The organism is Wolbachia endosymbiont (group A) of Andrena fulva (assembly GCF_964026815.1).
Taxonomy (GTDB): domain Bacteria; phylum Pseudomonadota; class Alphaproteobacteria; order Rickettsiales; family Anaplasmataceae; genus Wolbachia; species Wolbachia pipientis.
This window is the reverse complement of record NZ_OZ034701.1, coordinates 460,004-485,292: the sequence shown is the minus strand read 5'-3', so window position 1 is coordinate 485,292 and position 25,289 is coordinate 460,004. Positions and strand designations below refer to the sequence as shown.

The following is a 25,289-nucleotide window of genomic DNA, read 5'->3' as shown; positions in this document are numbered from 1 at the left end:
ATACTAATTAATTAAAAATGGCTTAATATGAAAAACCTAATTATTTGCATAACTTGCACTTTTCTGAGCTAAAAATAGGCAAAGTTAACCTTACTTCTCGTCATTTTTTAATTTATCGTCAATATCCTCATCTTCAAATTCATCCTCCTCTTCTTCGTCATCAAACCCATCATCGCTCCTATCCTCATCTTCCTCGTCATCATCTTCAAACTTATCGTCAATATCTTCATCATCAATATCTTCGTCTGCAAATTCATCTGATTCATCATATACTGCATCTTCGGTTTTAGTTTCAGCAGGATAATCAACTGAATTAGGCCCCTCAAGAGCATTATTCCCCTCGTTATTAACCTTATCTTTGCTCGCAGCGGCAGAAAGAACTTTATTTGGGTCATATGGTTCTTGTGTAGGCACACGAGTTTGCTTGAGCAGCCTTCTTGTGAAGGTGGTATCACTGTAGTACAAAATTTTCTTTGATTTAATTGGGTAAGTCGACTCTATTAAAATTATCTGATCGTCACGTGGCAACATAATAACTTCTTGAGGCAATAGCAATGCTCTCTGTATTTCAGAGATATGTAATGACCTTGAAGCAGGATTTAAATCTAAAAATTTAGGCTTATTCAACGATTCTTGTTGTACAGTTTTGTTTCCTATAAGTTGCGATATTAAATTAGCTGTTTCAATATTATTGGCTGCAAAAGTTATTCTGTAAGTCGAGTTTGACAAAAAGGAGTTCATCCCTGCTTCTTCGTATATTCCTTTGAGCTGCTCAGTATCTTGAACAATTAAGAATAACCTAACTCGATAACCACGAAAATATGCAATACCTGTTTGAAATTGCTCCATTTTTCCAAGTGTAGGAAACTCATCCATTAAAAACAATACACCATAAGGCTCATCATCCGATGGCAATTTTCTACATAAAAACTCAGTTGCCTGTTGGTAAAAAACCTGCATTAAAGGCCTGAGCCTAGTCAAGTTGTCAGGAGTTAAACCAACATAAACTGTAATTTTCTTCTTTTTAAAATCTAGAATATTAAAATCACTTGACGCAGTTGCAGTATCAATCAATGGGTTTGCCCACAATTCAAGCGATGAGTTCATGGTTGATACAACACCCGACCTTTCTTTATCAGCTTTTTGTAAAAAAGCTGCAATATTCATATATGCTACAGGGTGTAGTATTTTACCCATCGTATCAAGAGCAACAGCAAGATTATAAACTACATCATCACTACGCATTGTACGCACAACTTCACCAAAAGATTTAACTTTCTCTGGTGCAGCAAGTAAGTATAATACCACTCCAACAAATAAGCTTCTTGCTTCATTCTGCCAAAAGTCTTGTTCAGGCATGATTAGGTTAGCTATTTTCTGCACATCGTCAACCATCTGCCCAGGTTTTTCACTAATCCATTGTAATGGATTGTAACAGTGACTTATTCCATCTGGCTGCGCTGGATTCCATACGTATACTTTTTGTCCTTGTCGTTCTCGCCAACCACTTGTTATTTCATAGTTTTCTAATTTTATGTCGTGTACAATTACCGAGTCAGTCCAAAATAATAAATTAGGAATTACAAAGCCAACACCCTTACCAGAACCTGTAGGTGCAAATAACAATGCATGCTGAAACCCATCAGAAATGAAGTATCCTCTTTTATCTTTACCAAGCAATAATCCCTTTTTGCTTCTTAATCCTGCTTTTCGTATGTCTTTCTCTGATGCCCACTGCGAGTCTCCATGAAGTGATTCTTTCTTTTTAAATGGTCGCCACTCAATTATCCTTTCTCTTAAATTCCACAAAATAATCATTAAAACAATGATAGGCAGTGCAGAAGATATAATTAATGTGATTTTGAGCTCAAGGCTATATAACTCTGGATGATGCCAACAATATTGTATATGATCAAAGATTGTTGGCCAAAGAGCTTGAGGGAAAGGCGTCAAACTAGGATTAATTGCCTTAAAATCCACAGCATCCGGACCGTCAACTAATAGAAAGAACAATATACCAGATAGATAGAAGCAAAACTCAAGTATGCTAAAAGCTACTACACCTCCTATGAGAATATTACGTAGGTGATTTCCATTACTCATAAACTACTCTTCCTTAACTTATGTATAAATTTAAGCATTTTCGCTCGCAGATCTAGTAAATAATATCTCAGAAATGCTTCTTTTGCCCCCACCGGTTCTTTTTAGCTGAATAACAATATCAATCACATTTCTAATGTATGGTATAATTTGATCTGGAGGAATGCCAAGGTTTGCTTGCATAACCATCAGTTTTATTTGCTCAAGGGCCATCGTTGGACTATCCGCATGAAGGGTTGATATTGATCCAGGGTGACCAGTATTTATCGCCCTGAGAAAACTAAAAGCTTCCGCTCCACGGAGCTCACCAACTATTATTCTGTCTGGCCTTAAACGTAAGCACGCTTCTATCAAATCTTGAGTGGTTACTTTTGCTCTGCCCTGCCCTCCTTTAGAGGCAATTAGATGGACTTTATTGGGGTGTTCGTTCAAAACGATTTCCCTTGCATCCTCAACAGTAATAATTCTTTCCTCAACTGGAATAGCACGCAAAGTAGCATTAGTAAAAGTAGTCTTACCAGTGGAAGTTCCACCACTAATTATAATATTTTTCTTACTTATTACAGCGTATTCTAAAAACTCTTTTATTTTTTTTTGCCTTAACAATAAATCCAAATGACGGTCAACTGGATTATCAGTTGCTTCTGTAACAGTTTCAGAAAAAGCCCCCATTTTTTCGTAATCATCGAGTGCTAACTGCATGCTAGAAGGCTTACGAATCGACATGACTACTTTATCAGGTTCACATGCTGGCGGAAATACTATCTGTATACGGTAACCATTTGGTAATGTTGCCGAAAGTAACGGCGCTTCTTCGCTAAGTTTTTGTTCTGTAGCTTGAGCAATCAGTCTGCCAAGAGATTTCAAATGGTTAAGATCGAATACTTCTAATTTTTCACACCTTATTTCACCGCGATTTTCAATCCATACTTCCTTTGGCTTATTTATTGATATTTCATTTACGCCTTCTTCTTGAAATATGCCTTGTAATGGCTCCAAATATGTATCAAGTGCAGCATAGTTCATTTCATTGATTTAATATTGCCTGTGGAGGAAATACTATATCTTGGTTAACAAATACTTTCAATGCAGTGCCTTGATCAACATAAATAGTTGGTTTTTTATCTGTATATCTGCCCACTACATCCCGCATATCTTTAGAAAAATCCTCGATTGATTTCCCGATTGCTTCATCATAAACAGACTTGCTTTTTCTTTGAATTTGTTCTAACAGTTGATTTACAATTTCCAGGCTTATATTTACCTCGTCTTCTTCAATTCCTAGTGCTTTTGCTATTTCCTCTTTCATTATTTTTAGTAAATCTTGTCTGCTTTTGGCACTCCGAATTCTTCCGATAGCCCCAAGGCCTAATTTCCATTTGTCACTAGATATCTTCTTTTCTGGGTCAATAATGAGTTGGAGAGAAGAAAAATCTATTTCGGTTGCAGTGATAGACTTTACTGCATCTCTGATAGTTAGCGTATCAACAAGATTAGAAGCCTTTTGCCCTATAACAGCAGAACCAATCGAAACACCAGCAAGTGTCACTGAAGAGAATAACGCACTTACTATTTTGTTATCAACTATTCCTGCTATTCCTGCTCTACCAAGCTCGTCAGTACTAAGTGATGAGATTGCAATATCTATTCCATGTGGCAGAATCACTCTATTCCAGTTTATATTTACACGAGATTTAGCAACATTCGAGTCAAATGAATAACTGCCTATCAATCTTGAGCCTTTAGGTATTAAAACTGTATCACCAGTTTCTGCATAAACATCTCTACTCACCATAGCACGCAGCATTCCTTGCAGATCAGAGTTTATTGCAGTTTCAAGAACAGCATCAATAATTTTACCTTGAGTAATCATTAAACCAAGCTTTCCTACTCTGGTAGCTTTGCTCGATTGTGCTGAAGTGTCGGATAAAATAGCATCAGCAGACTTGTTCTCTCCACTACCACCTGAAATTGTCAACATCTGTGCACTACGTCTGTCTCTAGGATAACCGCCACCCCCTATTGTAGGAAACGAGGTAGGTAAATTGCCCATAACATTACTAGAAGGAAAATTTTGCTTTGGCAAAATAGGTATATTTGACACAGGAGTTTCTTTTGGTTTCTCTTCTTCTTTTTTCATCACTTCTTCTTTTCTAATTTGTTTTATTTCTGGTATGATTAGTGGTGTAGGAAGAGGAGGTAAGGGTGGTAAGGGATCAGTTATTATTCTTTCAGGAACCATTACATTATCTGGAACTTGTTCCAACTTTCCTTTCAATTCTTGAACGTTTTGCTTTGTTTCCTCTTTTTTAATAACTTCTGAACCCTCTTTAGGAGAAGGACTAAAATAGAGATAATACACTCCACCAGCCAGAAGCACTAAAATAATGACCATCAATGCCCTATGACCTTGATTAGAGCCAACTGTTACTACCTTATTCTCTATTTCTGATTCATCTTCTGAATTGTTACGCCTTTCTTTATTCATATTGCATGTACCACAGCTAAAGTGACCTATTTATAATTTCAACTTCACCATCTTCATAACGCATAAATAGCTTTTTATGTACTCCTTTTATTATAACATAATCATCAAATAACAGCCTTTTACAAGGTTTATCCTCCCCTTCTACAAAAACCTGAGGTATTTTATTATTATTTCTAAATTTTAAATAGGTTAAATAACCATCATCAAATAACTCGATCGGAACTATATCCGCATTACCACCTTCATCAATATATGTATAATTGTACTTCGTATCATTTTCTTGTATTATTTTTTCTAGCTTGTCTGTAGTATATTGCATTTGAGTAGGTAAAGAAACCTCATCTAAATCAACATCAAATTCACCTTCTTCTTGAGGATAATAAAAACGTACTACGTAAGATATATCCTTTTCAGCAGAATAATCGTGATCCACTTTCTTAGCATCAGTATCCGGGTATTTATCGTAGTTTGGCCTTGAGATTAAATCAAAAATGTAATTTCTTTTTTTAGTTGTCGTAATAATCATGTTAGTGCGACTACTAACTTCAAATGGCATGATAAGCAATTTATTGTCATAAGGATTAATTTTCCAACTTGATGCATCACCAACAGCGATATTTTTAACTTTTTCTCCTTCCGCAAATTCAATATAAGAATAGTAACCCTGACTAAAAACCACCGTAAATACTTCATTAGGGCTATACACAAAAGTCTTTATTCTACTATCTATAGAAATAGGCTCATTATAATTAATGGATGCGTTTAAATTGCCACTTACAAGTAAAGCTAAAACTAATAATATCCTATACATATTCATCATCTACTCTATATGAAATAACTTGAAATCCTAATGGGTTAATATATCTTTGCTGATCATCCATTTCAAGCGATGCATATCTATATGACATAATAACTATCTTATTTTTTCTCGTAGAACTTCCATCTTTCCGTGTAAATTCCACAAAAAATCTCACCTGAAGAGCATCGTTACCCAACTTTTGAATTGAGCGAATTTTAAATTCACTTTTGGTATCTGAATATAAATTAAAAAGATCATCCATATTCTGCGATCCTACATAATTTCTAAATTCATTATACACATTAGGTGAGGAAAACAACCTCACCTTTGTATAATAGTTATAATTATAATGATATGGATCAAAAACCTCCCTTGCTTTTATATACTCTGAAATAAAATAATCGTTTAGCGCTTCATCTGCAGAATACTGTTTTACTGTGACAGGATCAACCAATTGCACTATTCCTGATTTCTTGTCAATTTCTATAACAAATGGCTCAATAGTGCTACTTGTGCTAATTTTAAATACGACTAATATGCTGATAGAGATCGTTGCTAATAATATTAATGCAAATAAAAGTAGAATATTCCTTTGAGCAATAACTGTGCTGTAGCGGTTTGAATTCCAATTTATATCCTTATCTAAGGATTCAGTATTTTTTTCTCGCTTAAAAAATCTTAGCATTTTAGTATTCCTAAAAATCTTAACTTATGTTAATAAACATAGCAAATTAACAAAGTAGTTACAGCAAAAAAGCTAAAAAACTCTTAATCTATGGCCTAATTTACCAAACTTTGTCTCCATATATGAATCGTTATATTTATTACGTTCCACAATAAGTGGTAGACACTTTGTAACTCCTATACCACTACTTTCCAATTCTGACAATTTCCTATCATTGTTTGTAAGTAATTGGATTTTGTTAATGTTCAATTTCTTAAGCATTTTAGCTGCAACAGCAAAACTCCTTTCATCATCTTCAAAACCCAATATTCTATTTGCATCAACAGTATCAAGATTATGTCCTCTTTGCATACTGTACGCTCTTAACTTATTAGTTAAACCAATGCCTCTTCCATCTTGCATCAAATACAATATAATACCACTTCCAGAGTCAGCTATCATTTGAATTGCTTGATGTAACTGACTTCTGCAATCGCATGACAAGCTATCTAACAAGTCACCCGTATAGCACGAAGAATGAATTCTCACTAATGGTTCGTCATCTTTATCTGGATTGCCAATGATAATTGCATGATGTTCTCTTCCACCACTTTCGGTTCTATAAGATATGATATTTACTTCTTGAGTCTGTTTTAAAAATAACGATGTTTTGCACACTTCATATACATCCTGATTTTCTTGAAAATTATTTATGAATGACGTGTCCAGTGCAATAACGTCATTTTTCTCGCACCAATTTCGCATTTCATGGTTATTCTCAAAAGTCATATCAGCCACTAACGCGTATGGCAATAATTCTGAGAACTTAAGCAAGGCAATAGCACATTCATCTATTGTCTTTGAGCATTGCAACTCTTTTATGCAATCTTCCTTTGAACAGTTTATTAAATAGAGCAGTTCATCAAAATTATTCACCAACAGACGTTTGCTGTTATGTTCTTTATTCTGAGATATGTATTTTACCTTACTTGAAGTTAAAGTAACATATACATTACTTGATGTAAGCTTGTATTGATTAAATAAATCTCTTTCTAAAGCCTCAGCAGCAGCAAACAATAGGTAATTACTTTCATCATATATTACAATTGGCCGACCGCGCCTGATTTCGCTGATAGCTCTTTCTACCTTATTGCTACTCTGATTTCCTATAAACATTTTTACCCATATTAAACAGCGATAAAAACTGGTGCGGCCGAGAAGACTTGAACTTCCAAGGCCTTATGAGCCACAGCGACCTCAACGCTGCGTGTCTACCAATTCCACCACGGCCGCACTATATTCTAGTTTTTATATAATTATTTTAAATTACTTAATCATTTTAGAATTTTTCATCTAGAGTGTCAATCTGATACTAGAATAATTTAGAAATTGTTTGTATAATTTGATTATGAATTTTGTGATTATAAATTTTAATCATTTAAGATAACCTTACTACTAATTTTTAACTTAGGTTTTTATACAAATGAATATAGCTAATATCTTTATTTTTTTAGCTCTCTCTCTTATAACTAGCTTTCATTTCGTCCATGCACAAATATTATACACATGGTCTCAAGTTATCCCAGAAAATAAACTAAGCATACGCGCAATTACGGACAATGACATGTGTCCCATTGTTTATGTTGATGGCGAGGAAACAGAAATGCTGAATCGCAGCTCAATTAACAATGGTGATCATAACGAAACAGTTTGTGAACTGACAGTACAAACAAGTGCCAAAAACATTAGTATTGAGGATCTACGGGTTCCTATATTACCAAAAAAGGTTAATAAAATTGCTTTCATTGGTGACACGGGCTGTAGAATAAATATGTTATTTCAGCAGGAATGTAATTCGGTAGATAGCTGGCCTTTAAAAAAAAATTTAGATTCAATCGCCCTTCATAAACCAGATTTAATTATCCATGTTGGTGATTATCATTATAGACAAACAAAATGTAGAAATACAAAAAAGTGTGGCGATATTTATGGATATAATAAAGAAGTTTGGTACGCTGATTGGTTTGAGCCTGCAAAGGATATTTTATCACAATCCCCTTTCCTTTTTGTTCGTGGAAACCATGAGAGTTGTGATAGAGCTTATGAAGGATGGTTCAGGTATCTAGATTCATACCCCTTTTCGTCTGAAAAATGTGGTAACTTCGTTTCTAGTTGGTCCTTAGATGCTGGACCGATGAAATTTTTTATCTTCGACTCTTCATCCGGTGAGGATATTTTTACAACCCAAAGCACAATTGATGCTTTTGAGAGGCAATTTGATAAATTGATACAAAATAGTTCTGACAAGCCCATGTGGTTTTTAACTCATAAACCGCTTTGGAGATCTCCAAAAAAAGAATTTTTGACATTAAAAAGCCATGGTAATCTTACACAAATCGAAGCTTTTGGAGATAAATTTCCAAGCAATGTTACTACCATAGTTTCTGGCCACATTCATATAGCCCAGATTTTATTAATGGATAATGTTCCAGACCAAATTATAGTTGGAAACGGTGGTGCATCATTACACGCTCAAGATCAAGAATCTGTTTATCAAAATGTAGAATTTGACTATTTAAATGGTAAAAACTACTTAGCACACGAGGTTAGAAACTTTTTTGGCTTTGGCTTTGCAATACTAAATTTAGATGATCACGAATTTACCTTCTATAATCAACACAATAAGGAAATGTATTCTGCGAAGCTAACAGAAGATTTTAAACTTAAACGGATTAAAACTATAGTCGATTCATTTTAGGATTTGTTATTAGCTATTTTAAAAACGCTACTTAAACATTTTTTTTAATCGATTGATTTCATCAGCAAATTTTGAGTCGGTCTTTATAAAATTTTCTACTTGTTTTACTGCATGTATAACAGTAGCATGGTCTCTGCCACCAAAGTTTCTCCCAATATCTGGTAGGCTTTTTTGCGTAAATTTTTTGGCAAAATACATAGCTATTTGTCTTGGCCTTGCAAGACTGCGAAGCCTTCTATTGGATTGCATATCTGCAACCTTTATATTGAAAAATTCAGCTACTTTCTTTTGTATTTCTTCTATTGTGACTGACCTATGATTTGACCTAAGAAGATCGATTAGGGTTTCACTAGCTGATTCTACCGTCATACTTCTTCCAATTAATGAGGTATGGGTAACCTTATTTAATGCTCCTTCTAATTCTCTTATATTAGATTTTATGTTCCTTGCTAAAAACTCTAGGACATCTTTCGGAACATACATATTCATCTGCTCCACTTTTGCCTGCAATATACCAAGCCTTAATTCAAAAGTTGTTTCATTAATATCTGCCACCAACCCCCAACCGAGTCGTGATTTTATTCTTTCTTCCACTCCATCAAGATCACTAGGAGACCTATCAGCTGATATAACCAATTGTTTATTTTGGTCTATCAATGCATTGAAAGTGTGAAAAAATTCTTCTTGTGTACTATCTTTACCACTGATAAATTGCACATCATCTACCATCAATACATCTACTGATCTAAATTGCTCTTTAAATAACATAATATCTTTGCTTCGCAGCGCTGTAATATATTGGTACATGAATTTCTCTGCTGATAAATACACCACTTTTCTTTTTGCTGATGGGGAATTGACTATGTGCCAAGCTATAGCATGCATTAGATGTGTTTTACCAAGTCCCACTCCACCATATAGAAACAAAGGATTGCTGCCTAATATTGGATCTATAGATTCTGCCACACGCTTTGCCGCCGTAAATGCTAATTCATTTGGCTTTCCCACTACAAAATTATCAAAGGTGAACCTTGGATCCAGCGGCGAACCAAGATTATGATTACTTTCCTCTCTGTTTTTTAGTATAACATTAAAATTTGAATTCCTCTCCTCAATTACTTGAATATCAATAGAACGTATACTTTTATCTTCGCTTTGCCATAATGATAATATTTTTTTCATGTAATGAACTGTAATCCACTCTTTTATAAACCTTGTTGACACGGATAAAAGAACTTCCCCATTTCTGCTACTGACAAATTTTAGTGAACTCAGCCAGCTATTATATGTTGCTTCTCCATAAAGATTATAAAGACAATTTTGGATTTTTTCCCAAGTAACATTGTGATCCGTTACTGTAATAATCTGATCAAAAAACATAGTAGAAACCTTAGGGCTAGTTAAGTTCATATACTACACCAAGAAAAAAGCAATAATTAGAAAAATATAAGATAATCAATAGCTTACTGCAAAATGAAAAGCTAATACTACTTAATACATACTAAAAATTATGGTGATTTTTTGATGGGTTGTAAAGGGTATAAAAACATTAAAATTGATCATTTTTATTTCAAAAAAATGAAAAATTTGTAAATGTCCCTTGTATCGAGGATTAGAAGCATGCTATTAAAAACAGTAATACATTATGTATAAATAAGATGTTAAATTTACTGGCAAATAAGTAAAGTATTCATATAAATATAGCTAACCTAATATAGATTTACTGAAGCAAATTTATGATTATATTAAGTAATTTGAGTTGTTATGCTGTATTCGGTATTGAACTAGAGTTTTACATTGAAGGAATAGAAAAAGAATACTTATTTCTGAATAGCATCAAAAATAAAATAGCATCTCTTGAATTTTCTTGCGAGAAGGAGAATTCTACACATCAGTATGAGATAAAAAGTGGTTGTTATACGAACTCCTACAATTTAATTAAGCATTTTGAGTTAGCAAAACAATCACTTACTGAAACAGCACAAAAACTAGGTGGGAATGTTTCTTTTAAAGCAAAGCCTTATTTGGATAGAGCAGGCAGTGCATTAAATGTGCATGTTAATCTCGTGAATTCAAATAACGGTAACTTATTTTATATCAATGAGCAAAAGTACAGTGACTATCTGATTCATAGTATTGGTGGATTATGTGCAATGATGAAAAAACATATGTTGTTTTTTGCTCCAAATGATGATTCATATTTAAGATTTCAGTATCCGGATATTCACACTCCAACTACGATTAGTTGGGGAGTAAATAACAGAACTGCTGCGATAAGAATTCCCTATTTTGGCAACGATTTCAAAAGATGCCGCCTAGAGCACCGCGTTCCCGGAGCAGATTGTGACCTTGAAAAAGTACTCACAGCAATAATTGAAGGTATGGTTTTTGGTATAGAGAACAAAATTGCTCCGCCAAATAGGGTCTACGGCATTGCATCTGATCCTCAATATGAGATGGAGAGGTTAATATAACAACTATCTATCAAATCCTAATCCGTTAAACCCCTTTTGGGTAATTGGCTGTTTTAGCATTTTTTTTACATCATTATCTACATTTTTGCACTGTAATAGCAAGTCTAAAGCAGATAGTTTCTGCGTGCCTTTAGATTCAAGCTCTAGATTGCTTAACACTTGCCCAGGAAGTGGATTACCAGGCACATCCATGTGCTCAGGAAGAGGTTTCATCTGATTCTTTATAGAGCTAGAGTTATTTTGTGTAAGAGTTTTATCATTTAGCATGCTAAGAATAATTTCCTCAGGCACTACCATAGTTTTTGTATAATCAACAGGATTACTATTTTCAGCATCTATAGTCACATGAATTGGTTCGCCAAACGCATTTATAGGACCACCAAGTGATCCTTTCTCCATGCGTTCTTGTGCTCTTTTCCTTATTATTTCTTCTTCTAACTCAGTTTCAGTTCTTTCTGGTTCTTTTGCGGTATCTTTTTCTTCACCTTCATCAACACTGCTATACCCTTCATCTTCTGAAACTTTCTCTCCTGAAACACCAGTAATTTCAGGCTGTTCTTTTTTAGTTCTTATTTTATGAATCAGCGAAAGTAATAAGTAAGTAACTGCAGCAGCAGAAACGATAATGGCTATCTTTGCGGCAATGTGGATTGCTGTTAAAAATATTAAAGCTGATAAAGCTCCAGCTAATCCAGACACAATAACTTTATTTTTGCCCTTTGTTACATTTAGAATTGCCACCATAATAACCTCTAAAATACTGTTCTAGAATTATTATACAGGAATTTTCTTATACTTGCAATTTTGCGAAAATTTTAATTATTTGCGTAAAGTTTTAAAGCTACACAAGGATTAATTAATATGCAATGTATCTCGACTATAATATTGTACAAACACACATATTCAGCTAACATTCAACATGCAGAGCTTACTCATAGAGCGAAACAGGGCGGTGGTATTATTACTTATAGTAATTTTTATCTTCGGTTCATACGTTTATGTAAAAATGCCAAGGGAAAGCAATCCTGATATACAGATTCCTATAATCAGCGTGTTTGTTGGACTTCCTGGGATTTCTGCTCAAGATAGTGAAAAGCTATTAGTGCTTCCTATAGAAAATGAACTAAGATCCATCGAAGGTGTAAGAGAATTGAGAGCTTTTGCAACTAATGATGGTGCTCACATGATACTCGAATTTGGAACAGAGTATGATAATAAAGAAGTGCTCGATAATGTTCGTTCAAAGCTTTCAAACATAAAATCGAAGTTACCTGTTGAAGCGGAATCTCCGATAATCAATGAAATAAACTTGAGCTTATTTCCGATACTCAATGTCGGCTTAATTGGTAATTTGCCAGAAAGAGCCTTAACTGAAATAGCACGCAAGCTAAAGAAAGAAATAGAATCTCTGCCAAATGTTCTCAAAGTTGAAGTGGCAGGTATGCGTAAAGAAACAGTGGAAGTGATAGTTGAGCCCACAGTTCTAACAAAATATAACATTCAATCAAACGAAATATTCCAAGCTATATCAAGCAATAACAGACTAGTGGAAGCTGGGTCACTGGAAAATGATACCGGTAAATATTCGATTAAAATATCAGGGTTATTAAAAGATATAGAAGATATTATGAATATTCCTATTAGATCTCAAGGCGATGCAGTTTTGAGAATCAAAGATATAGCAAAAGTATACCCTAGGTTTGAGGATCACCAAGGATTTGCTCGCATTAATGGATTACCTAGTGTCGTGCTAGAAATTTCAAAACGTAACGGAAAAAACATAATAGACACAGTAAATCAAGTAAAATACTTAATGGATAAGGCAAAAGATCAATTACCTGAAAATTTAAAAGTGGTGTACTTAAACGACCAGTCAAAAAACGTCCGCGATGTGCTTGATGACTTGGAAAACGGCATAATATTTGCTGTGTTGTTAATATTGATCATAATGATGCTTTCTATGGGAACAAGGATTGCTATTCTTGTGGCACTCTCGATACCCGGTTCCTTTCTCATTGGGATAATAGCTCTTTACTTTATGGGTATAACCTTAAATATCGTTGTGCTCTTCAGTTTAATTATGGCTGTTGGCATGCTGGTTGATGATGCAATTGTGATCAGCGAATATGCCGATAGAAAGATGATCTGCGGAATGGACAAAGTAGAAGCTTTTTACACTTCAGTTCGTGATATGTTTTATCCGGTTCTATCATCAATGTTAACTAAATTAGCAGTGTTTTTTCCTCTATTATTCTGGCCTGATACTGTTGGTAAATTCATGCAGTACATACCAATTACAATAATTCTAACTTTGACTGGATCGCTCATTATGGCTTTGGTTTTTATACCAACACTTGGTGCAATATTTGGTAAGCCTTCGATAACTTCAAAAAAAGAAATAAAAAAAATGAGTGCTATAGAAAGTGGTGAAATAAAAAATGCTGGGCCTATAATAAGAGCTTACGTACGCATGCTAGAGAAGGTTTTGGATCATCCTAAAAAATTCGTATGTGCTACTGTATTCGTTTTGTTTTCATTTAGTGTGCTGTACTTTTGCTCCTGGAGTAAAGTTTTTTCCGAAAGTGGATTCAGATAATATTTTAATCAGTGTTAAAGCAAAAGAAAGCTTATCAGCCAAAGAACGAGATCTGATACTCAAAGAAGTGGAAGAACGCATTTTGAGCATTGAAAAAGAAATTCATGTTTCTTATGCTAGATCAGGAGCATTTTCAGACAACGTTATCGCCAGAATACAACTAGAACTTATGGATTGGCGCTTCAGGCGCAAAGCTAAGCACATACTAAATGATATAAGGAGCAGTGTGCAAGACATGAAAGGAATAATAATTAATGTTCAAGAGGAAAAGCCAGGACCGTCGGCTGACAAGCCAATACAAATTAACCTCAGCGGGAGTGTATCCAGTTTGAATTTAGCAGCAGAGAAAATTCTAGAAATTATGAACCAACCTTCATCCGGGTTTATAAATATTCAAGATAGCAGATCAGCACCTGAAATAGAGTGGAATATGAGTGTTGATAAGAATAAGGCTACAAGCTCTGAAGTAAGTGTTGCAACCATTGGCGATTTTATAAAGATGGTTACAAATGGAGTGTTGATTGGAAAATATAGACCAAATAACACGGATGAAGAAATCGATATTGTACTCCGTTTCCCTGGAAAGGATCGCAACATGAAGACTATAGACAATCTTTTTATCAATACAGTTAATGGCCCGTATCCTATGAGCAATATAGTAAAATATGCTCCCGAAAAAAAGGTAAACAAACTAAACAGGATTGATGGATTACGCATAGTGACAATCTCTGCTGACGTTGATACTGGCTATCTTGTTGATGAAAGAGTAAAGTTCATTCAGAATTCTATTGCCCAGGATTGGGACAAGGGAGTAAAAATTGATTTTAAAGGCGACAAAGAAGATCAACAAAAATCAGGAGCATTTTTGTTAAAGGCTTTTATATTAGCGATTACACTAATGATATTGGTATTAGTGACACAGTTTAATAATGTATACCATACATTTATCGTAATGACAGCAGTGTTTTTATCCACAACATGTGTGTTTTTTGTTTTCTTTCTTATCCAACAAGTTTTCGTAGTTGTTATGTGTGGAGTGGGGATAATTGCTTTGGCGGGAATTATAGTGAATAATAACATACTATTACTTGATGCCTTTCATCACCAAATTAAGGTACACAAAAATGACATCAAGCGATGTGTAATAAACGCTGCAATTTCTCGCGTTAGGCCAATATTGCTTACCGTTGCAACCACAGTTCTTGGTTTAATACCGATGATTACCAGGTTAAATATCAATTTTTTTACGCTACAAATCACATATGATGCTCCATCAAGCCAGTGGTGGGTTGACATTTCAACAACCATAGCAAGTGGAATATTGGCTGCAACGGTTTTAACTTTATTCTTTACTCCTGCGTTGCTTGTTATACAAAGACATGAAAAAACTTGACTTAAATTAGCAATCATTTAACATTTAAGATAGTGTTCTTTGCCCGTTGGAGCTATAATTATAACTAATTACATTGGATTTATTTATTATGATTGCTAATCGTAAAAGCAGTGTTAAGCAGAAAAGTAACAAGAATAACATAGTTGGAAGCCTTGATGTAATAAAAACAGCAGGAGAGCTTTCACTTCAAAAAGGTTTAGATTTTGATGTTGTAATAAAGGCACTAGAAAGTGCTATAGAAGCAGTGGCTTATCAAAAATATGGTAGCAAAAGTAAAATTGTAGTTAATATAGATAGAAACACAGGCAAAGTTACTTCATACAGAAAACTAAAAGTTATTGATGATGAATCAAATGAAAAAGAGAATACTGAGTGTGAATCAATTACGCTTACACAAGCTAAATTAATAAAAGGAGATGCAAAAGTTGGAGATACTGTTAGTGAATTACTCTCTCTTAACACTGATCTTGCTTCAGCAAGAATTGCCCAGCAAAAGATTGCTCAAATAATTAAAGATGAAGAGTCAAAAAAGCAATATGAGGAATTTAAAGATAAGGTGGGAGAAATAAGGTATGGTATTGTTAAACAAGTAGAATATTCAGATCTTATTATAGACATAAATGGCACTAGGGCATATCTTCCATTGCGAAATTTAACTGGTGGTGAATCATTTCGTGAAGGTGATAAGGTTAAAGCTTACATACAGACTGTTAAGCGCTCTGATGATGGACGTCAAATTATTCTTTCTAGGACTCATGAAGGCTTTTTGGAGGCATTATTAAATCAAGAAATACCAGAAATTGCTAACGGATTAGTGACAATTAAAGGTATAGCTAGAGATGCTGGTTCAAGGTCTAAGGTTGCCGTTTTCTCTCCCGACAAGAACATTGATCCAGTAGGTGCTTGTGTTGGAGTTAAGGGAGATAGAATAAAAACTATTATACACGAATTAAATGGTGAAAAAATTGACGTTATAAATTACTCCTCAGATTTGGGTCAATTTGTTATTAAAGCCATTACTCCTGCAGAAGTATCGAAGGTTATTATTGATGAAAATGAAAATTGCATAGAGTTAATAGTTGCTGAAGATCAATTGAGTTTAGCGATAGGAAAAAAGGGCCAGAATGTAAGATTAGCTTCAGAGCTTGTTGGATGGAAAATTGAGATATTAAGCACTCAGCAAGAATCAGAAAGGCGAAGTAAAGAACTTAGTCAATGTTCAGCTTTATTTGCTGAAGCTTTAAACTTAGAAGAGATTATGGGTCAGCTATTGGTAACAGAAGGTTTTTCAAGTGTAGAAGACATATCTAGCGCTTCAATTAAAGAGCTTGCTTCAATAGAGGGCTTTAATGAAGATATTGCAAACGAACTTCATAATAGAGCAAATAAGTACCTGAAAGCAGAAAATGATAGAAAAATAGAAGAGCTAAAAAGTTTAGGTATGGAGGATGATGTAATCAATTTAACTTTATCAATAGACAATAAAATTGCTCTTAGTAAGCATGATATTAAGACTTTAGAGGACATAGCAGATTTATCAAGTTATGAGTTTTGCAGCATACTCTCTTCCTCATCCGACAGCAAAGAAGATCTAAAAGATACAGTAGATTCAATAATCATAGAAGCACGTAAAAAGCTTGGATTAATATAATAAAATAATATGAATAATGAAGATATCAGTGATAAAAAATTAACGCTCCAAGGTTTAAGCAAGCTTAAATTAGACCTCAATTTAAACTCTTCAGCTAGCCCAAGTACTGGAGCTACAGTAGTAAAAAAAAGAAGAAAAAAATCTCATGATGCAGAAGAACATAATTTATTTGACGAGAGTAAATTAGGTTCTTTAACAGAGAAAGAACAAATTTTTCGCATTAATGCTGTGCAGAATGCTGCTTTGCTGAAAGAAAGAAATCAGAGAGAAGAAAAAGAGAAAACAGCAAAAGAAGACAGCAATAAAGAGATTGACGAGAAAAATGAAGCGGACGCTTTATCTAAGGAAATAAATAAGCAAGTTTTAAGTAATACCCACTTAGTTGAACCAAAAGAAGATAGTATTGACCATGAGGACAACGATAAAAAGTCTTTTAAAGTCAACAAAGATATATATTCTAAGCATTCTAAACTGGTAATTGCACAGGCAATAGATGAAAAAACTGAACAACCCCCTGTATTTAAGCAAAGGTTTGGTATAAGAGGTAGAAAGTCAAAGTTTACTAAGGGTAAAAATATATCAAGAGAAGTTATTATACCAGACAAAATAACTATCAGGGAGTTATCTATTCGCATGGCAGAAGATAGCAAGAGTGTGCTAAAAATGTTCAAAGAAGAAGTCGGTGAGAGTTATAGAGTAGATGATCTGGTGGATCCAGATATAGCATGTGAAATAGTGGAAAAATTTAATCATACGGCTAAACGAGTGAGCGATACCAACAGAGAAAAAGATTTATTTTTTATAGAAGGCAGAGAAAGCCTGACTAAAAAACCTAAACCACCAATCGTCACTTTTATGGGACACGTCGATCATGGTAAAACCTCATTGCTCGATGCATTTCGTGAATCTAATGTTGCAGAAAGAGAGTCAGGTGGCATAACTCAACACATAGGTGCTTATCAAATAACGACAAAAGATAAGCAAAAAATTACCTTTATTGATACACCAGGACATGAAGCGTTCACTGCGATGCGTACACGTGGTGCCAATATTACTAATATAGTTGTAATAGTAGTTGCAGCTGAGGATGGAATCATGAAACAAACAGTTGAAGCAATAAATCATGCAAAAGCAGCAAATGTTTCCATTATAGTTGCTATTAATAAAATTGATAAATCTGAGCCTGGTGATGTAGAAAAAATAATTAATAGTTTGCCTCAATATGATCTCATCCCTGAAGGGCTTGGTGGTGATGTTATGATTGTGCCAGTATCAGCAAAAAAGAAAACTAATTTAGATAAACTAGAAGAGACGATTTTGTTAATCGCTGAATTAATGAAGCTAGAAGCAATAGAAGATTGTCGAGCACTTGGATGGGTAATAGAATCCAAAATAGATAAAGCGAAAGGAATATCAGCCACATTGATAGTTGAGGAAGGAACGTTAAAGGTTGGTGATATATTGGTAGTTGGTACAACATACAGCAAAGTACGTAGTATGGTTAATCACCTCGGTCAAAGAGAAAAAGCAGCACTACCCTCCGCTCCAATTGAAATTACTGGTCTAAATGGTGTACCAAATGCTGGAGATAAATTTGTTGTTGTAAATTCTGAAAAGCAGGCGCGTGAAATTGTTGAATACAGGCTAGAGTTAATCAAGAAAAAGAAAGAAGATTTGGGCGACAATAATTTAGATATATTCAGTCGTAATAACAGCGAAACAGAAGAACTATCTGTAGTTTTAAAGTGCGATGTAACTGGTTCTATTGAAGCAATATCAAGTTCAATTGATAAACTCGGTAAAGACCAAGTGAAATTAAATATCCTACACAAAGCAGTAGGAGGGATAACAGATTCAGATGTGCTGCTTGCAGAAGCATCAAGTGCAGTAATTTTAGCTTTTAATGTAAAAGTGGACTCAAAAATAAGGGACTTGGCAAAACAAAAAGGTATAGAAATACATACTTATAACATAATATACGAGCTCATTGACGACATGAGAATGTATTTAACTAAAATGTTAAAGCCTGTTACACGAGAGGTTCGTGTTGGTTCTGCATCTGTAAGGCAAATATTTAATGTATCTAAAGCTGGTAATATCATTGGATGTTATGTAAGTGATGGAGTCATAAAAAAAGATTCTTTAATTAAGGTAGTGCGCAATAGTAAATTGGTGCATGAAGGAAAGTTAAAAGCACTACGTAGATTTAAAGATGATGTTAAAGAAGTAGGTGTAAACTTTGAATGCGGAGTATCACTAGAGGGTAATGTCGATATTAAAGTTGGAGATATTTTGGAAGCTTATCAATTAGTGCAAGAAGAAAGGGTGTTATAGTAGCTGGATATGAAAAAGGAAATTAGAAACCTAAAGATAGCATCGGTATTGCATAGAGCAATATCAAGAATTCTAATGGAAGGTAAGGTGTTCAATAAAAATGTAGCGGTATCTGACGTAAAATTAAGTAAAGATTTGAAAAAAGCAGATGTATATATTGTGTTATCTTCATTGAATATTCAAGTAGCTGACTACTTAGATCCAGAAAAAAGACGCACTGGAGATCCTTCTGAGAATAATTGTGATATTAATACTGTTGTTAATGAAATGAACCAATCTGCATGGTCAATACGTAAATCTATATTGTGTTATGTTGATTTGCGATTTATACCTGAACTAGTTTTCAAGCCTGACTTAGCGTTCGATAATTTTGTTAATGTAAGCAAAATATTACATAATCACACTTAATTAATGCATTTCAATCGTTACTTTTCATTAATGAGGTTGCACAGTTTAACGGGTTTGTGGCTTGTGCTATTTCCCAGTTTGAGCGGTATTCTTTTAGCCTCAACTTCTCTATCGTATCAGGTTCTTTTTCTCCTTGTTTTGTTTACTATAGGTGCATTTTTAATGAGACCCGCAGGGTGCATAATCAATGACATTTTCGATAGGGAAATAGATGCGCACGTTGAACGAACAAAATATAGGCCACTTGCAAGTGGTGCATTAAACATAAAGCAGGCTTTAGCTTTACTTTCACTGTTACTGTCTATTGCCCTGGTAATCTTATTATTAACTAATAAAACTACACTCATACTTGGAATAATCTCAATGTGTATGATAGCTACTTACCCTTTATTAAAGCGGTATGTTTGGTGGCCACAATTGTTCTTAGGGTTTACCTTCAATATGGGATCGCTCATGGGCTCAGCAGCAATAACAAACCAGATCAGTATAGAATCCTTGCTGTTTTATATAGGATGCGTCTTTTGGACACTTAGCTATGACACCATATACGCCCATCAAGATAAAAAAGATGATGAAAAACTCGGGATGAAATCTACCGCATTATATTTTGGTGATACAACAAAATCTTGGTTGAAAAGATTTTATTTAATATCTCTTATGACGTGGCTATATGCTGGTATCTTATCATCATTAAATAACATTTTTTATATTGCTCTACTTGCTGTAGGGTTCATATTTCACCGCCAATACAAAAATTTCAATCCTGACGATCCCAGTCAATGCATGTCCATATTTAAAAATAATTCCTACGTAGGGTTGCTGCTCTTTTTCGGCATTCTTTTAGATAGAATTATCACCTAGGTCTCAAGAGTTTCGGCTCTAATGAAATCAATAGACTCAGGTAGCCCGCAGAAACAAAAAAACTTGCTTGACAAACTCCGCCAGCCCTCTTATCATGAAACTGAAGCTATTGTATTTGCTTTCGCCAATCTGCAGATTAAAAGGTAAGGATTACTTAATGTATCGGCGTCTTATGTTCAATTTTTTGCAGTATATAGATACTGTATGTCTTTACAAAACTTCATCTACATCTAGATTTTTATCTAAATAAGCTGAACGCGCTTATAAAGCGTTACAAGACATCAAAAAATGCCAATACTCGACAGAGATAGTAAAAGACTAGCTAACTCGGGGGTTCTTTGTCTTTTTTTCTGCTTAGTAAATTTCTTAAACATTTGCAGCGTAAGTTAGTTGCAATTAAAAGCGGCTGAATCTCGCTTGTCAAGCGTTTAAAACATAAAAAACGCCAATATTTTAAAGCGGATAATAACCCCAGGGCTTCTTTTGCCTTTTTTTTCATTTGGTAAATTTCTTAATATTTACAGCTAAACAACAACCGTCATCCCTAAGTATCCCGCTGCTTGTTAGCGGCTGAGATACCGCGAATGAATCGCGGTATGACGGTTCGCGGCAGGATGACGATAAGCTCTTCATCCCACTACTTGTTAGCGGCTAAGAGATACCGCGGCGGTATAGCTATAGGATGACAAAAAAAGGGCACTGTGACGAACTTAAATCACAATTATCAGTTAATGCTAATTACGGCATTATAAAAAACGCCAAACTTTTTTCTGCTTTTATGCAAGAAGTCTAGTCCATATATTCCTCCCACTTTTCCGTGACTTTTCTTACTATTTCCTCACTCATTTTAATTTTCTTTCCCCATTCTCGTTTGGTTTCAGGCGGGATTTTATTTGTCGCATCAAATCCCATTTTACCTCCAAGTCCACTTTCAGGGGAAGCAAAGTCTAAATAATCAATAGGTGCATTTTCTATCATGATTGTATCACGCACAGGGTCCATCCTTGTTGACATTGCCCACATCACTTCCTTCCAATCACGTATATTTATATCATCATCAACAACGATAATAAACTTCGTGTATAAAAATTGCTTTAGAAAGGAAAGTATGCCCATAACAATTCTTTTTGCCTGCCCTGGATAGGATTTTTTTATCGACACTACCGCTATTCTATATGAGCAACCTTCCGGTGGCAGATAAAAGTCCACTATCTCTGGAAATTGATTGATAAGAATGGGCACAAAAATTTCGTTGAGTGCTTCACCAAGAATCGATGGTTCATCAGGTTGCTTGCCGGTGAAAGTGCTGAGATAAATTGGATTTTTACGCATAGTAATTGCAGTAATATTAAATTCAGGAAATTGCTCAACAGAATTATAGTAGCCGGTGTGATCTCCGTATGGCCCTTCGTCTTGATATCTATCCAAACTCACATAGCCTTCCAGAACGATTTCCGCGTGAGCTGGCACTTGAAGTGGAATAGTCTTACAATTTACAAGCTCAAGCGGCCTCTTTCGCAGCAGTCCAGCAAATTGGTATTCTGACAATGTTTCTGGCACTGGAGTTACTGCAGCAATAATCGTTGCAGGATCACTACCGATCACAGCAGCAGCAGGAAATTTCATATTTTGTTCCTTCTCTTTCCATCGTTTATGGTGACCTGCTCCTCCACGATGCGCAAGCCAACGCATTAGAGTTGTTTTTTTATCTATGACCTGCATACGATATATTCCAAGATTGAAATTATCTTGTTTGTCTTTCGTAGGTCCTTTTGTCACCACAATCGGCCAGGTGATAAGTGGTGCAGGTTCATTTGGCCAGCATGTTTGAATGGGCAGTAGACTTAGGTCCACTTCATCTCCGGTTAGCACTACCTCTTGACATGGAGCCTTGCTCACGACTTTACTTCGCATCGATAACACGACTTTCAACAAAGGAAACATTTTTATAGCATCCTTAAAGTTTTTTGGCGGCTCAGGTGATTGCAAAAATGCTAAAAGTTTACCAAGATCTCTTAGTTCATCAGGGTTTATGTTCAACCCCAATGCAATCCTCTTAATAGTACCAAATAAATTCACCAAAACAGGAATCGAATTTTTACCATTTTCTGTGACAACATTTTCAAAAATGATCGCTGGCCCTTTGTTTGACAAAACCCTACGGTGAATTTCTGTCATTTCAAGAACTGTTGAAACTTCCTCCTTAATCCTAATCAGATCTTTTTTTTCTTCTAAGGCTTTGATGAAGTCGCGTAAGTTGTTGTACATATTCCAGTTTTTAAAATTTTAAGTTTATATCTAGTTTTCAAGCACTTTATTGAAATTTGATCTATGCACTGTCTAGCGAGCTTTCAGTTAATTTGAGATCAAATCTTCATATCGCTTACTAAGTTTGTATTTCCTTCCTCTATTGGAAAAATCTACAATCTTGATAAACCCCATTTCCACCCACTTTTTACAAAGTTGCGCACTGGTACGAGGCTTAAAATTAAATAGTTCGCCAACCTGACTAGCTGTAATAGCGGAAAACTCCTGGAAGAGCTCAAGAGCCCTACGCTGTTTAGGATCAAGCTTACGTATAAGATCAGTCTGATCAGCGTGGTATTCTTCTTTATTTATACGTTGTAAAACGTTCTCAAATGAATTTGCCATACCTTCTACGAAATACTCCACCCACTTAGTAATATCTGCTTCAGCTCGTCCCATGTAATAGTTGTGCGATGGACCTATACTGATTGCTTCATAATACGCTCCTAGATTCTTAGCATAATATTCTTCCAATGAATAAAGTCCTTTTAGGTCATACCCACCAAGGTGTAAAATTAATGTAGTCAACAATCTTGCAGTACGACCATTACCGTCATAGTAAGGGTGAATTGTTACAAATTGATAATGCGCAATACCTGCAATAATTGGGCAAGGCACTTGCTCACTGTTACGAATCCAATCAATCATACTGCTCATGAGCTTTGGTACATCCTTTGCTTCAGGTGGCATATAAATTATTGCACGTGTAAGACTATCGCGGATAACATTTTGACCATCACGATAAGGTGTTGATTTTATTTTAGATTTTCCACTTGCTATTACTAGAGCATGTAGTGTTTGAACAGCTTTCTCAGTAATGGGTATTCTCCTTGCTGCCCATTGTTCAACTTGAGTTAAAGCTGCATAATATCCTTTAACCTCATTTTCATCTCTCCTATATTTTGGAAAGTGGCTTTTACCACTTAAAACCTCTTCAATCTGTTTAGGTTCAAGTCGATTTCCTTCAATCATAGTAGAATAGTGTGTGGTATAAAGCCGTGCAGTTTCACGAAGAGACAAAAGCATTGATACAGTGAGCGGCAAATGTAACACTTTTTCTTTTGCTGCTTCAATCCTTATAAGACAACTAGCAATTTTAGAAGTAATCGTATAATTCGGCATCGGCATAATATCTGCATTACATTACTTCTATATTATGCTGATAAAATGCAGATAATACAACATTTACACGACGCCGACCATAAACAGCAATAAATTCGGCTGATTGAGAAAGAAGTTTGTCTTGTAGAATAGCTATTTCTTTTTCTCTGCCAATTATTGGTTCACTCATATGTTTATTCCGCGGAGTTTGTTGAAATTATACACAGCGGAATAAAATTATCAACTTTGTTTTACCGCCATGCTTACAGCGCGGCGGTAAAAGATAGAGCATCTCATAATTGGCTATTCTGGGGGTAGTTTGGTCACCTACATTATCAAGTCTTCTGATGAACTTTGTGACAATATACCTAATCATTGTACGTAAAGTTTGTATTCGAGGCAAAACTGACTATAAAATACACTTGATATAAATGTTTTTATATATTAACATTAGATGCTTCTTTTAATATATAGATAAATGTGTACTAAAAGTTTTATATTGTAGGTTCTTTAATAAGTATATGTCTAGAATATCGTTTTTATTGATTCTTATACTGGCAGTAGCAAGTTTACCAGTAATAAACAATTGGCTTTCACACCGCGGTCAAACCCTAACCGATGACCAAATAAGTACGAGATTAGATGATTATATCAGTAGAAATTTTGATAAGATCGTAAAAACTCTCAAAGAGGAGTCGATTAAAAGTAGTTACGCTGCTCGAGATAATGTAACCAAAAGTAAAATTTCACAATACAAGGATGAAATATTTGACCTTACTTATCCTTACTCCGGAAATGAAAATAGTAGTGTTATAGTTGCAGGCTTCCTTGACTATTCTTGTGGATATTGCAAAGCTATGAAGAATGATATAAAGCAGTTAATTAACGACGGTAAAATTAAGTATATCTTTAGAGACGCTCCAATACTTGGTAATGACTCTTTAAGGGCAGCAAAAAGCGCTTTAGCTGTTTACTTTATTGATAAAGAAAAATATTTCGATTTTCACTATTCTGCTTTAAGTCACAAAGGAGGATTTTCAGACGAAAGCATATTGGATATAGTGAAAAGCATAGGGATTGATGAGGACGATTTTAATGATTCCATAAAAGATAACGCGGACAAAATTGAGCAAATGATAAACAACAGTAGGCTTCTAGTAAAAGATTTGGGAGTAGGTGGTACACCTTTTTTAATAATTGGAGATAGCCTGTTTGTAGGAGCAACTGATTTGAATGTATTACGCAAAAAAGTAGATGAATTAAGTCACAAGCAAGGCTAGTTTCAATTTGCCATAAAATTTTATTTTTTTGCTTGACAACTCAAATGAACCTGAGTATAGTAATTGTGGGTATGA

At 34.8% G+C, this 25,289-nt stretch carries 18 protein-coding genes, 1 tRNA gene and 1 pseudogene; 8 read left to right on the top strand and 12 right to left on the bottom strand.

The features are described from left to right. Positions 1-90: 90 nt before the first annotated feature. The 7 genes from AAGD84_RS02430 to AAGD84_RS02400 all read right to left on the bottom strand — a co-directional run bounded on the left by AAGD84_RS02430 (position 91) and on the right by AAGD84_RS02400 (position 7,344). Entirely contained in the window at positions 91-2,103 is a 2,013-nt protein-coding gene (locus AAGD84_RS02430) for a type IV secretory system conjugative DNA transfer family protein (RefSeq protein WP_265038322.1), read from the bottom strand. A gap of 30 nt (positions 2,104-2,133) precedes the next feature. Next, positions 2,134-3,126, bottom strand: coding sequence for a P-type DNA transfer ATPase VirB11 (gene virB11, locus AAGD84_RS02425; RefSeq protein WP_264722983.1), 993 nt, complete (start codon positions 3,124-3,126; stop codon positions 2,134-2,136). A gap of 1 nt (position 3,127) precedes the next feature. After that, entirely contained in the window at positions 3,128-4,588 is a 1,461-nt protein-coding gene (locus AAGD84_RS02420; protein ID WP_264722982.1) for a TrbI/VirB10 family protein, read from the bottom strand. A 16-nt stretch (positions 4,589-4,604) separates the two neighbouring features. Then, positions 4,605-5,405 carry a P-type conjugative transfer protein VirB9 gene (virB9, locus tag AAGD84_RS02415; protein ID WP_174515708.1) on the bottom strand — a complete coding sequence of 267 codons (801 nt, stop codon included), beginning with the start codon at positions 5,403-5,405 and terminating at the stop codon, positions 4,605-4,607. Then, positions 5,392-6,072 carry a virB8 family protein gene (locus tag AAGD84_RS02410; RefSeq protein ID WP_236514507.1) on the bottom strand — a complete coding sequence of 227 codons (681 nt, stop codon included), beginning with the start codon at positions 6,070-6,072 and terminating at the stop codon, positions 5,392-5,394. Before AAGD84_RS02410 ends, virB9 begins: the two co-directional genes overlap by 14 nt. A 72-nt stretch (positions 6,073-6,144) precedes the next feature. After that, entirely contained in the window at positions 6,145-7,227 is a 1,083-nt protein-coding gene (locus AAGD84_RS02405; protein WP_010082649.1) for a GTP cyclohydrolase II, read from the bottom strand. Between the two features lie 29 nt (positions 7,228-7,256). Then, positions 7,257-7,344, bottom strand: a tRNA-Leu gene (locus AAGD84_RS02400). A 190-nt stretch (positions 7,345-7,534) separates the two neighbouring features. Here AAGD84_RS02400 and AAGD84_RS02395 point away from each other — a divergent pair. Next, complete coding sequence (locus AAGD84_RS02395) at positions 7,535-8,809, top strand: metallophosphoesterase (RefSeq protein ID WP_006279778.1); 1,275 nt, start codon at positions 7,535-7,537, stop codon at positions 8,807-8,809. Between the two features lie 27 nt (positions 8,810-8,836). On the opposite strand, the gene dnaA is transcribed toward AAGD84_RS02395, so the two are convergent. Further along, positions 8,837-10,219 carry a chromosomal replication initiator protein DnaA gene (gene dnaA / locus AAGD84_RS02390; RefSeq protein ID WP_010962298.1) on the bottom strand — a complete coding sequence of 461 codons (1,383 nt, stop codon included), beginning with the start codon at positions 10,217-10,219 and terminating at the stop codon, positions 8,837-8,839. 326 nt (positions 10,220-10,545) lie between these two features. On the opposite strand from dnaA, the gene AAGD84_RS02385 reads away from it, so the two are divergent. Beyond that, on the top strand, positions 10,546-11,283 hold the full coding sequence (locus tag AAGD84_RS02385; protein WP_006280263.1) for a glutamine synthetase: 738 nt from the start codon (positions 10,546-10,548) through the stop codon (positions 11,281-11,283). 3 nt (positions 11,284-11,286) lie between these two features. Here the strand turns inward: AAGD84_RS02385 and AAGD84_RS02380 are convergent, their stop codons facing one another. Beyond that, entirely contained in the window at positions 11,287-12,027 is a 741-nt protein-coding gene (locus tag AAGD84_RS02380; RefSeq protein WP_264722978.1) for a hypothetical protein, read from the bottom strand. A 175-nt stretch (positions 12,028-12,202) separates the two neighbouring features. Between AAGD84_RS02380 and AAGD84_RS02375 the strand changes: the two are divergent. The 5 genes and pseudogenes from AAGD84_RS02375 (at position 12,203) to ubiA (ending at position 20,526) form a co-directional block, all read left to right on the top strand. Continuing rightward, positions 12,203-15,272 (top strand): annotated as a pseudogene (locus AAGD84_RS02375) (efflux RND transporter permease subunit). 88 nt (positions 15,273-15,360) lie between these two features. Then, positions 15,361-16,923, top strand: a complete 1,563-nt coding sequence (gene nusA, locus AAGD84_RS02370) for a transcription termination factor NusA (protein ID WP_265038318.1) — start codon at positions 15,361-15,363, stop codon at positions 16,921-16,923. Between the two features lie 9 nt (positions 16,924-16,932). Beyond that, complete coding sequence (gene infB, locus AAGD84_RS02365; protein ID WP_341818108.1) at positions 16,933-19,257, top strand: translation initiation factor IF-2; 2,325 nt, start codon at positions 16,933-16,935, stop codon at positions 19,255-19,257. Between the two features lie 9 nt (positions 19,258-19,266). Continuing rightward, positions 19,267-19,665, top strand: a complete 399-nt coding sequence (locus AAGD84_RS02360; RefSeq protein ID WP_038249615.1) for a ribosome-binding factor A — start codon at positions 19,267-19,269, stop codon at positions 19,663-19,665. Between the two features lie 3 nt (positions 19,666-19,668). Then, the gene (gene ubiA, locus AAGD84_RS02355) at positions 19,669-20,526 is read left to right on the top strand and encodes a 4-hydroxybenzoate octaprenyltransferase (protein WP_077188461.1); all 858 of its coding nucleotides are present in this window, start codon (positions 19,669-19,671) and stop codon (positions 20,524-20,526) included. A 789-nt stretch (positions 20,527-21,315) separates the two neighbouring features. Here ubiA and AAGD84_RS02350 read toward each other — a convergent pair. The 3 genes from AAGD84_RS02350 to AAGD84_RS02340 all read right to left on the bottom strand — a co-directional run bounded on the left by AAGD84_RS02350 (position 21,316) and on the right by AAGD84_RS02340 (position 24,124). Then, complete coding sequence (locus AAGD84_RS02350; RefSeq protein WP_341818107.1) at positions 21,316-22,794, bottom strand: UbiD family decarboxylase; 1,479 nt, start codon at positions 22,792-22,794, stop codon at positions 21,316-21,318. An 87-nt stretch (positions 22,795-22,881) separates the two neighbouring features. Then, positions 22,882-23,955 carry a Fic family protein gene (locus AAGD84_RS02345; protein ID WP_341818106.1) on the bottom strand — a complete coding sequence of 358 codons (1,074 nt, stop codon included), beginning with the start codon at positions 23,953-23,955 and terminating at the stop codon, positions 22,882-22,884. 16 nt (positions 23,956-23,971) lie between these two features. Further along, on the bottom strand, positions 23,972-24,124 hold the full coding sequence (locus tag AAGD84_RS02340) for a hypothetical protein (RefSeq protein WP_007548541.1): 153 nt from the start codon (positions 24,122-24,124) through the stop codon (positions 23,972-23,974). A 331-nt stretch (positions 24,125-24,455) separates the two neighbouring features. Here AAGD84_RS02340 and AAGD84_RS02335 point away from each other — a divergent pair, with 331 nt between their 5' ends. Next, positions 24,456-25,214, top strand: coding sequence for a DsbA family protein (locus AAGD84_RS02335; protein ID WP_264723094.1), 759 nt, complete (start codon positions 24,456-24,458; stop codon positions 25,212-25,214). Positions 25,215-25,289: the final 75 nt, after the last annotated feature.

Coding starts and splice junctions, on each gene's coding strand:
- AAGD84_RS02430 (WP_265038322.1), bottom strand. CDS start 2,103: ATGAGTAATGGAAATCACCTACGTAATATTCTCATAGGAGGTGTAGTA.
- virB11 (WP_264722983.1), bottom strand. CDS start 3,126: ATGAACTATGCTGCACTTGATACATATTTGGAGCCATTACAAGGCATA.
- AAGD84_RS02420 (WP_264722982.1), bottom strand. CDS start 4,588: ATGAATAAAGAAAGGCGTAACAATTCAGAAGATGAATCAGAAATAGAG.
- virB9 (WP_174515708.1), bottom strand. CDS start 5,405: ATGAATATGTATAGGATATTATTAGTTTTAGCTTTACTTGTAAGTGGC.
- AAGD84_RS02410 (WP_236514507.1), bottom strand. CDS start 6,072: ATGCTAAGATTTTTTAAGCGAGAAAAAAATACTGAATCCTTAGATAAG.
- AAGD84_RS02405 (WP_010082649.1), bottom strand. CDS start 7,227: ATGTTTATAGGAAATCAGAGTAGCAATAAGGTAGAAAGAGCTATCAGC.
- AAGD84_RS02395 (WP_006279778.1), top strand. CDS start 7,535: ATGAATATAGCTAATATCTTTATTTTTTTAGCTCTCTCTCTTATAACT.
- dnaA (WP_010962298.1), bottom strand. CDS start 10,219: ATGAACTTAACTAGCCCTAAGGTTTCTACTATGTTTTTTGATCAGATT.
- AAGD84_RS02385 (WP_006280263.1), top strand. CDS start 10,546: ATGATTATATTAAGTAATTTGAGTTGTTATGCTGTATTCGGTATTGAA.
- AAGD84_RS02380 (WP_264722978.1), bottom strand. CDS start 12,027: ATGGTGGCAATTCTAAATGTAACAAAGGGCAAAAATAAAGTTATTGTG.
- nusA (WP_265038318.1), top strand. CDS start 15,361: ATGATTGCTAATCGTAAAAGCAGTGTTAAGCAGAAAAGTAACAAGAAT.
- infB (WP_341818108.1), top strand. CDS start 16,933: ATGAATAATGAAGATATCAGTGATAAAAAATTAACGCTCCAAGGTTTA.
- AAGD84_RS02360 (WP_038249615.1), top strand. CDS start 19,267: ATGAAAAAGGAAATTAGAAACCTAAAGATAGCATCGGTATTGCATAGA.
- ubiA (WP_077188461.1), top strand. CDS start 19,669: ATGCATTTCAATCGTTACTTTTCATTAATGAGGTTGCACAGTTTAACG.
- AAGD84_RS02350 (WP_341818107.1), bottom strand. CDS start 22,794: ATGTACAACAACTTACGCGACTTCATCAAAGCCTTAGAAGAAAAAAAA.
- AAGD84_RS02345 (WP_341818106.1), bottom strand. CDS start 23,955: ATGCCGAATTATACGATTACTTCTAAAATTGCTAGTTGTCTTATAAGG.
- AAGD84_RS02340 (WP_007548541.1), bottom strand. CDS start 24,124: ATGAGTGAACCAATAATTGGCAGAGAAAAAGAAATAGCTATTCTACAA.
- AAGD84_RS02335 (WP_264723094.1), top strand. CDS start 24,456: ATGTCTAGAATATCGTTTTTATTGATTCTTATACTGGCAGTAGCAAGT.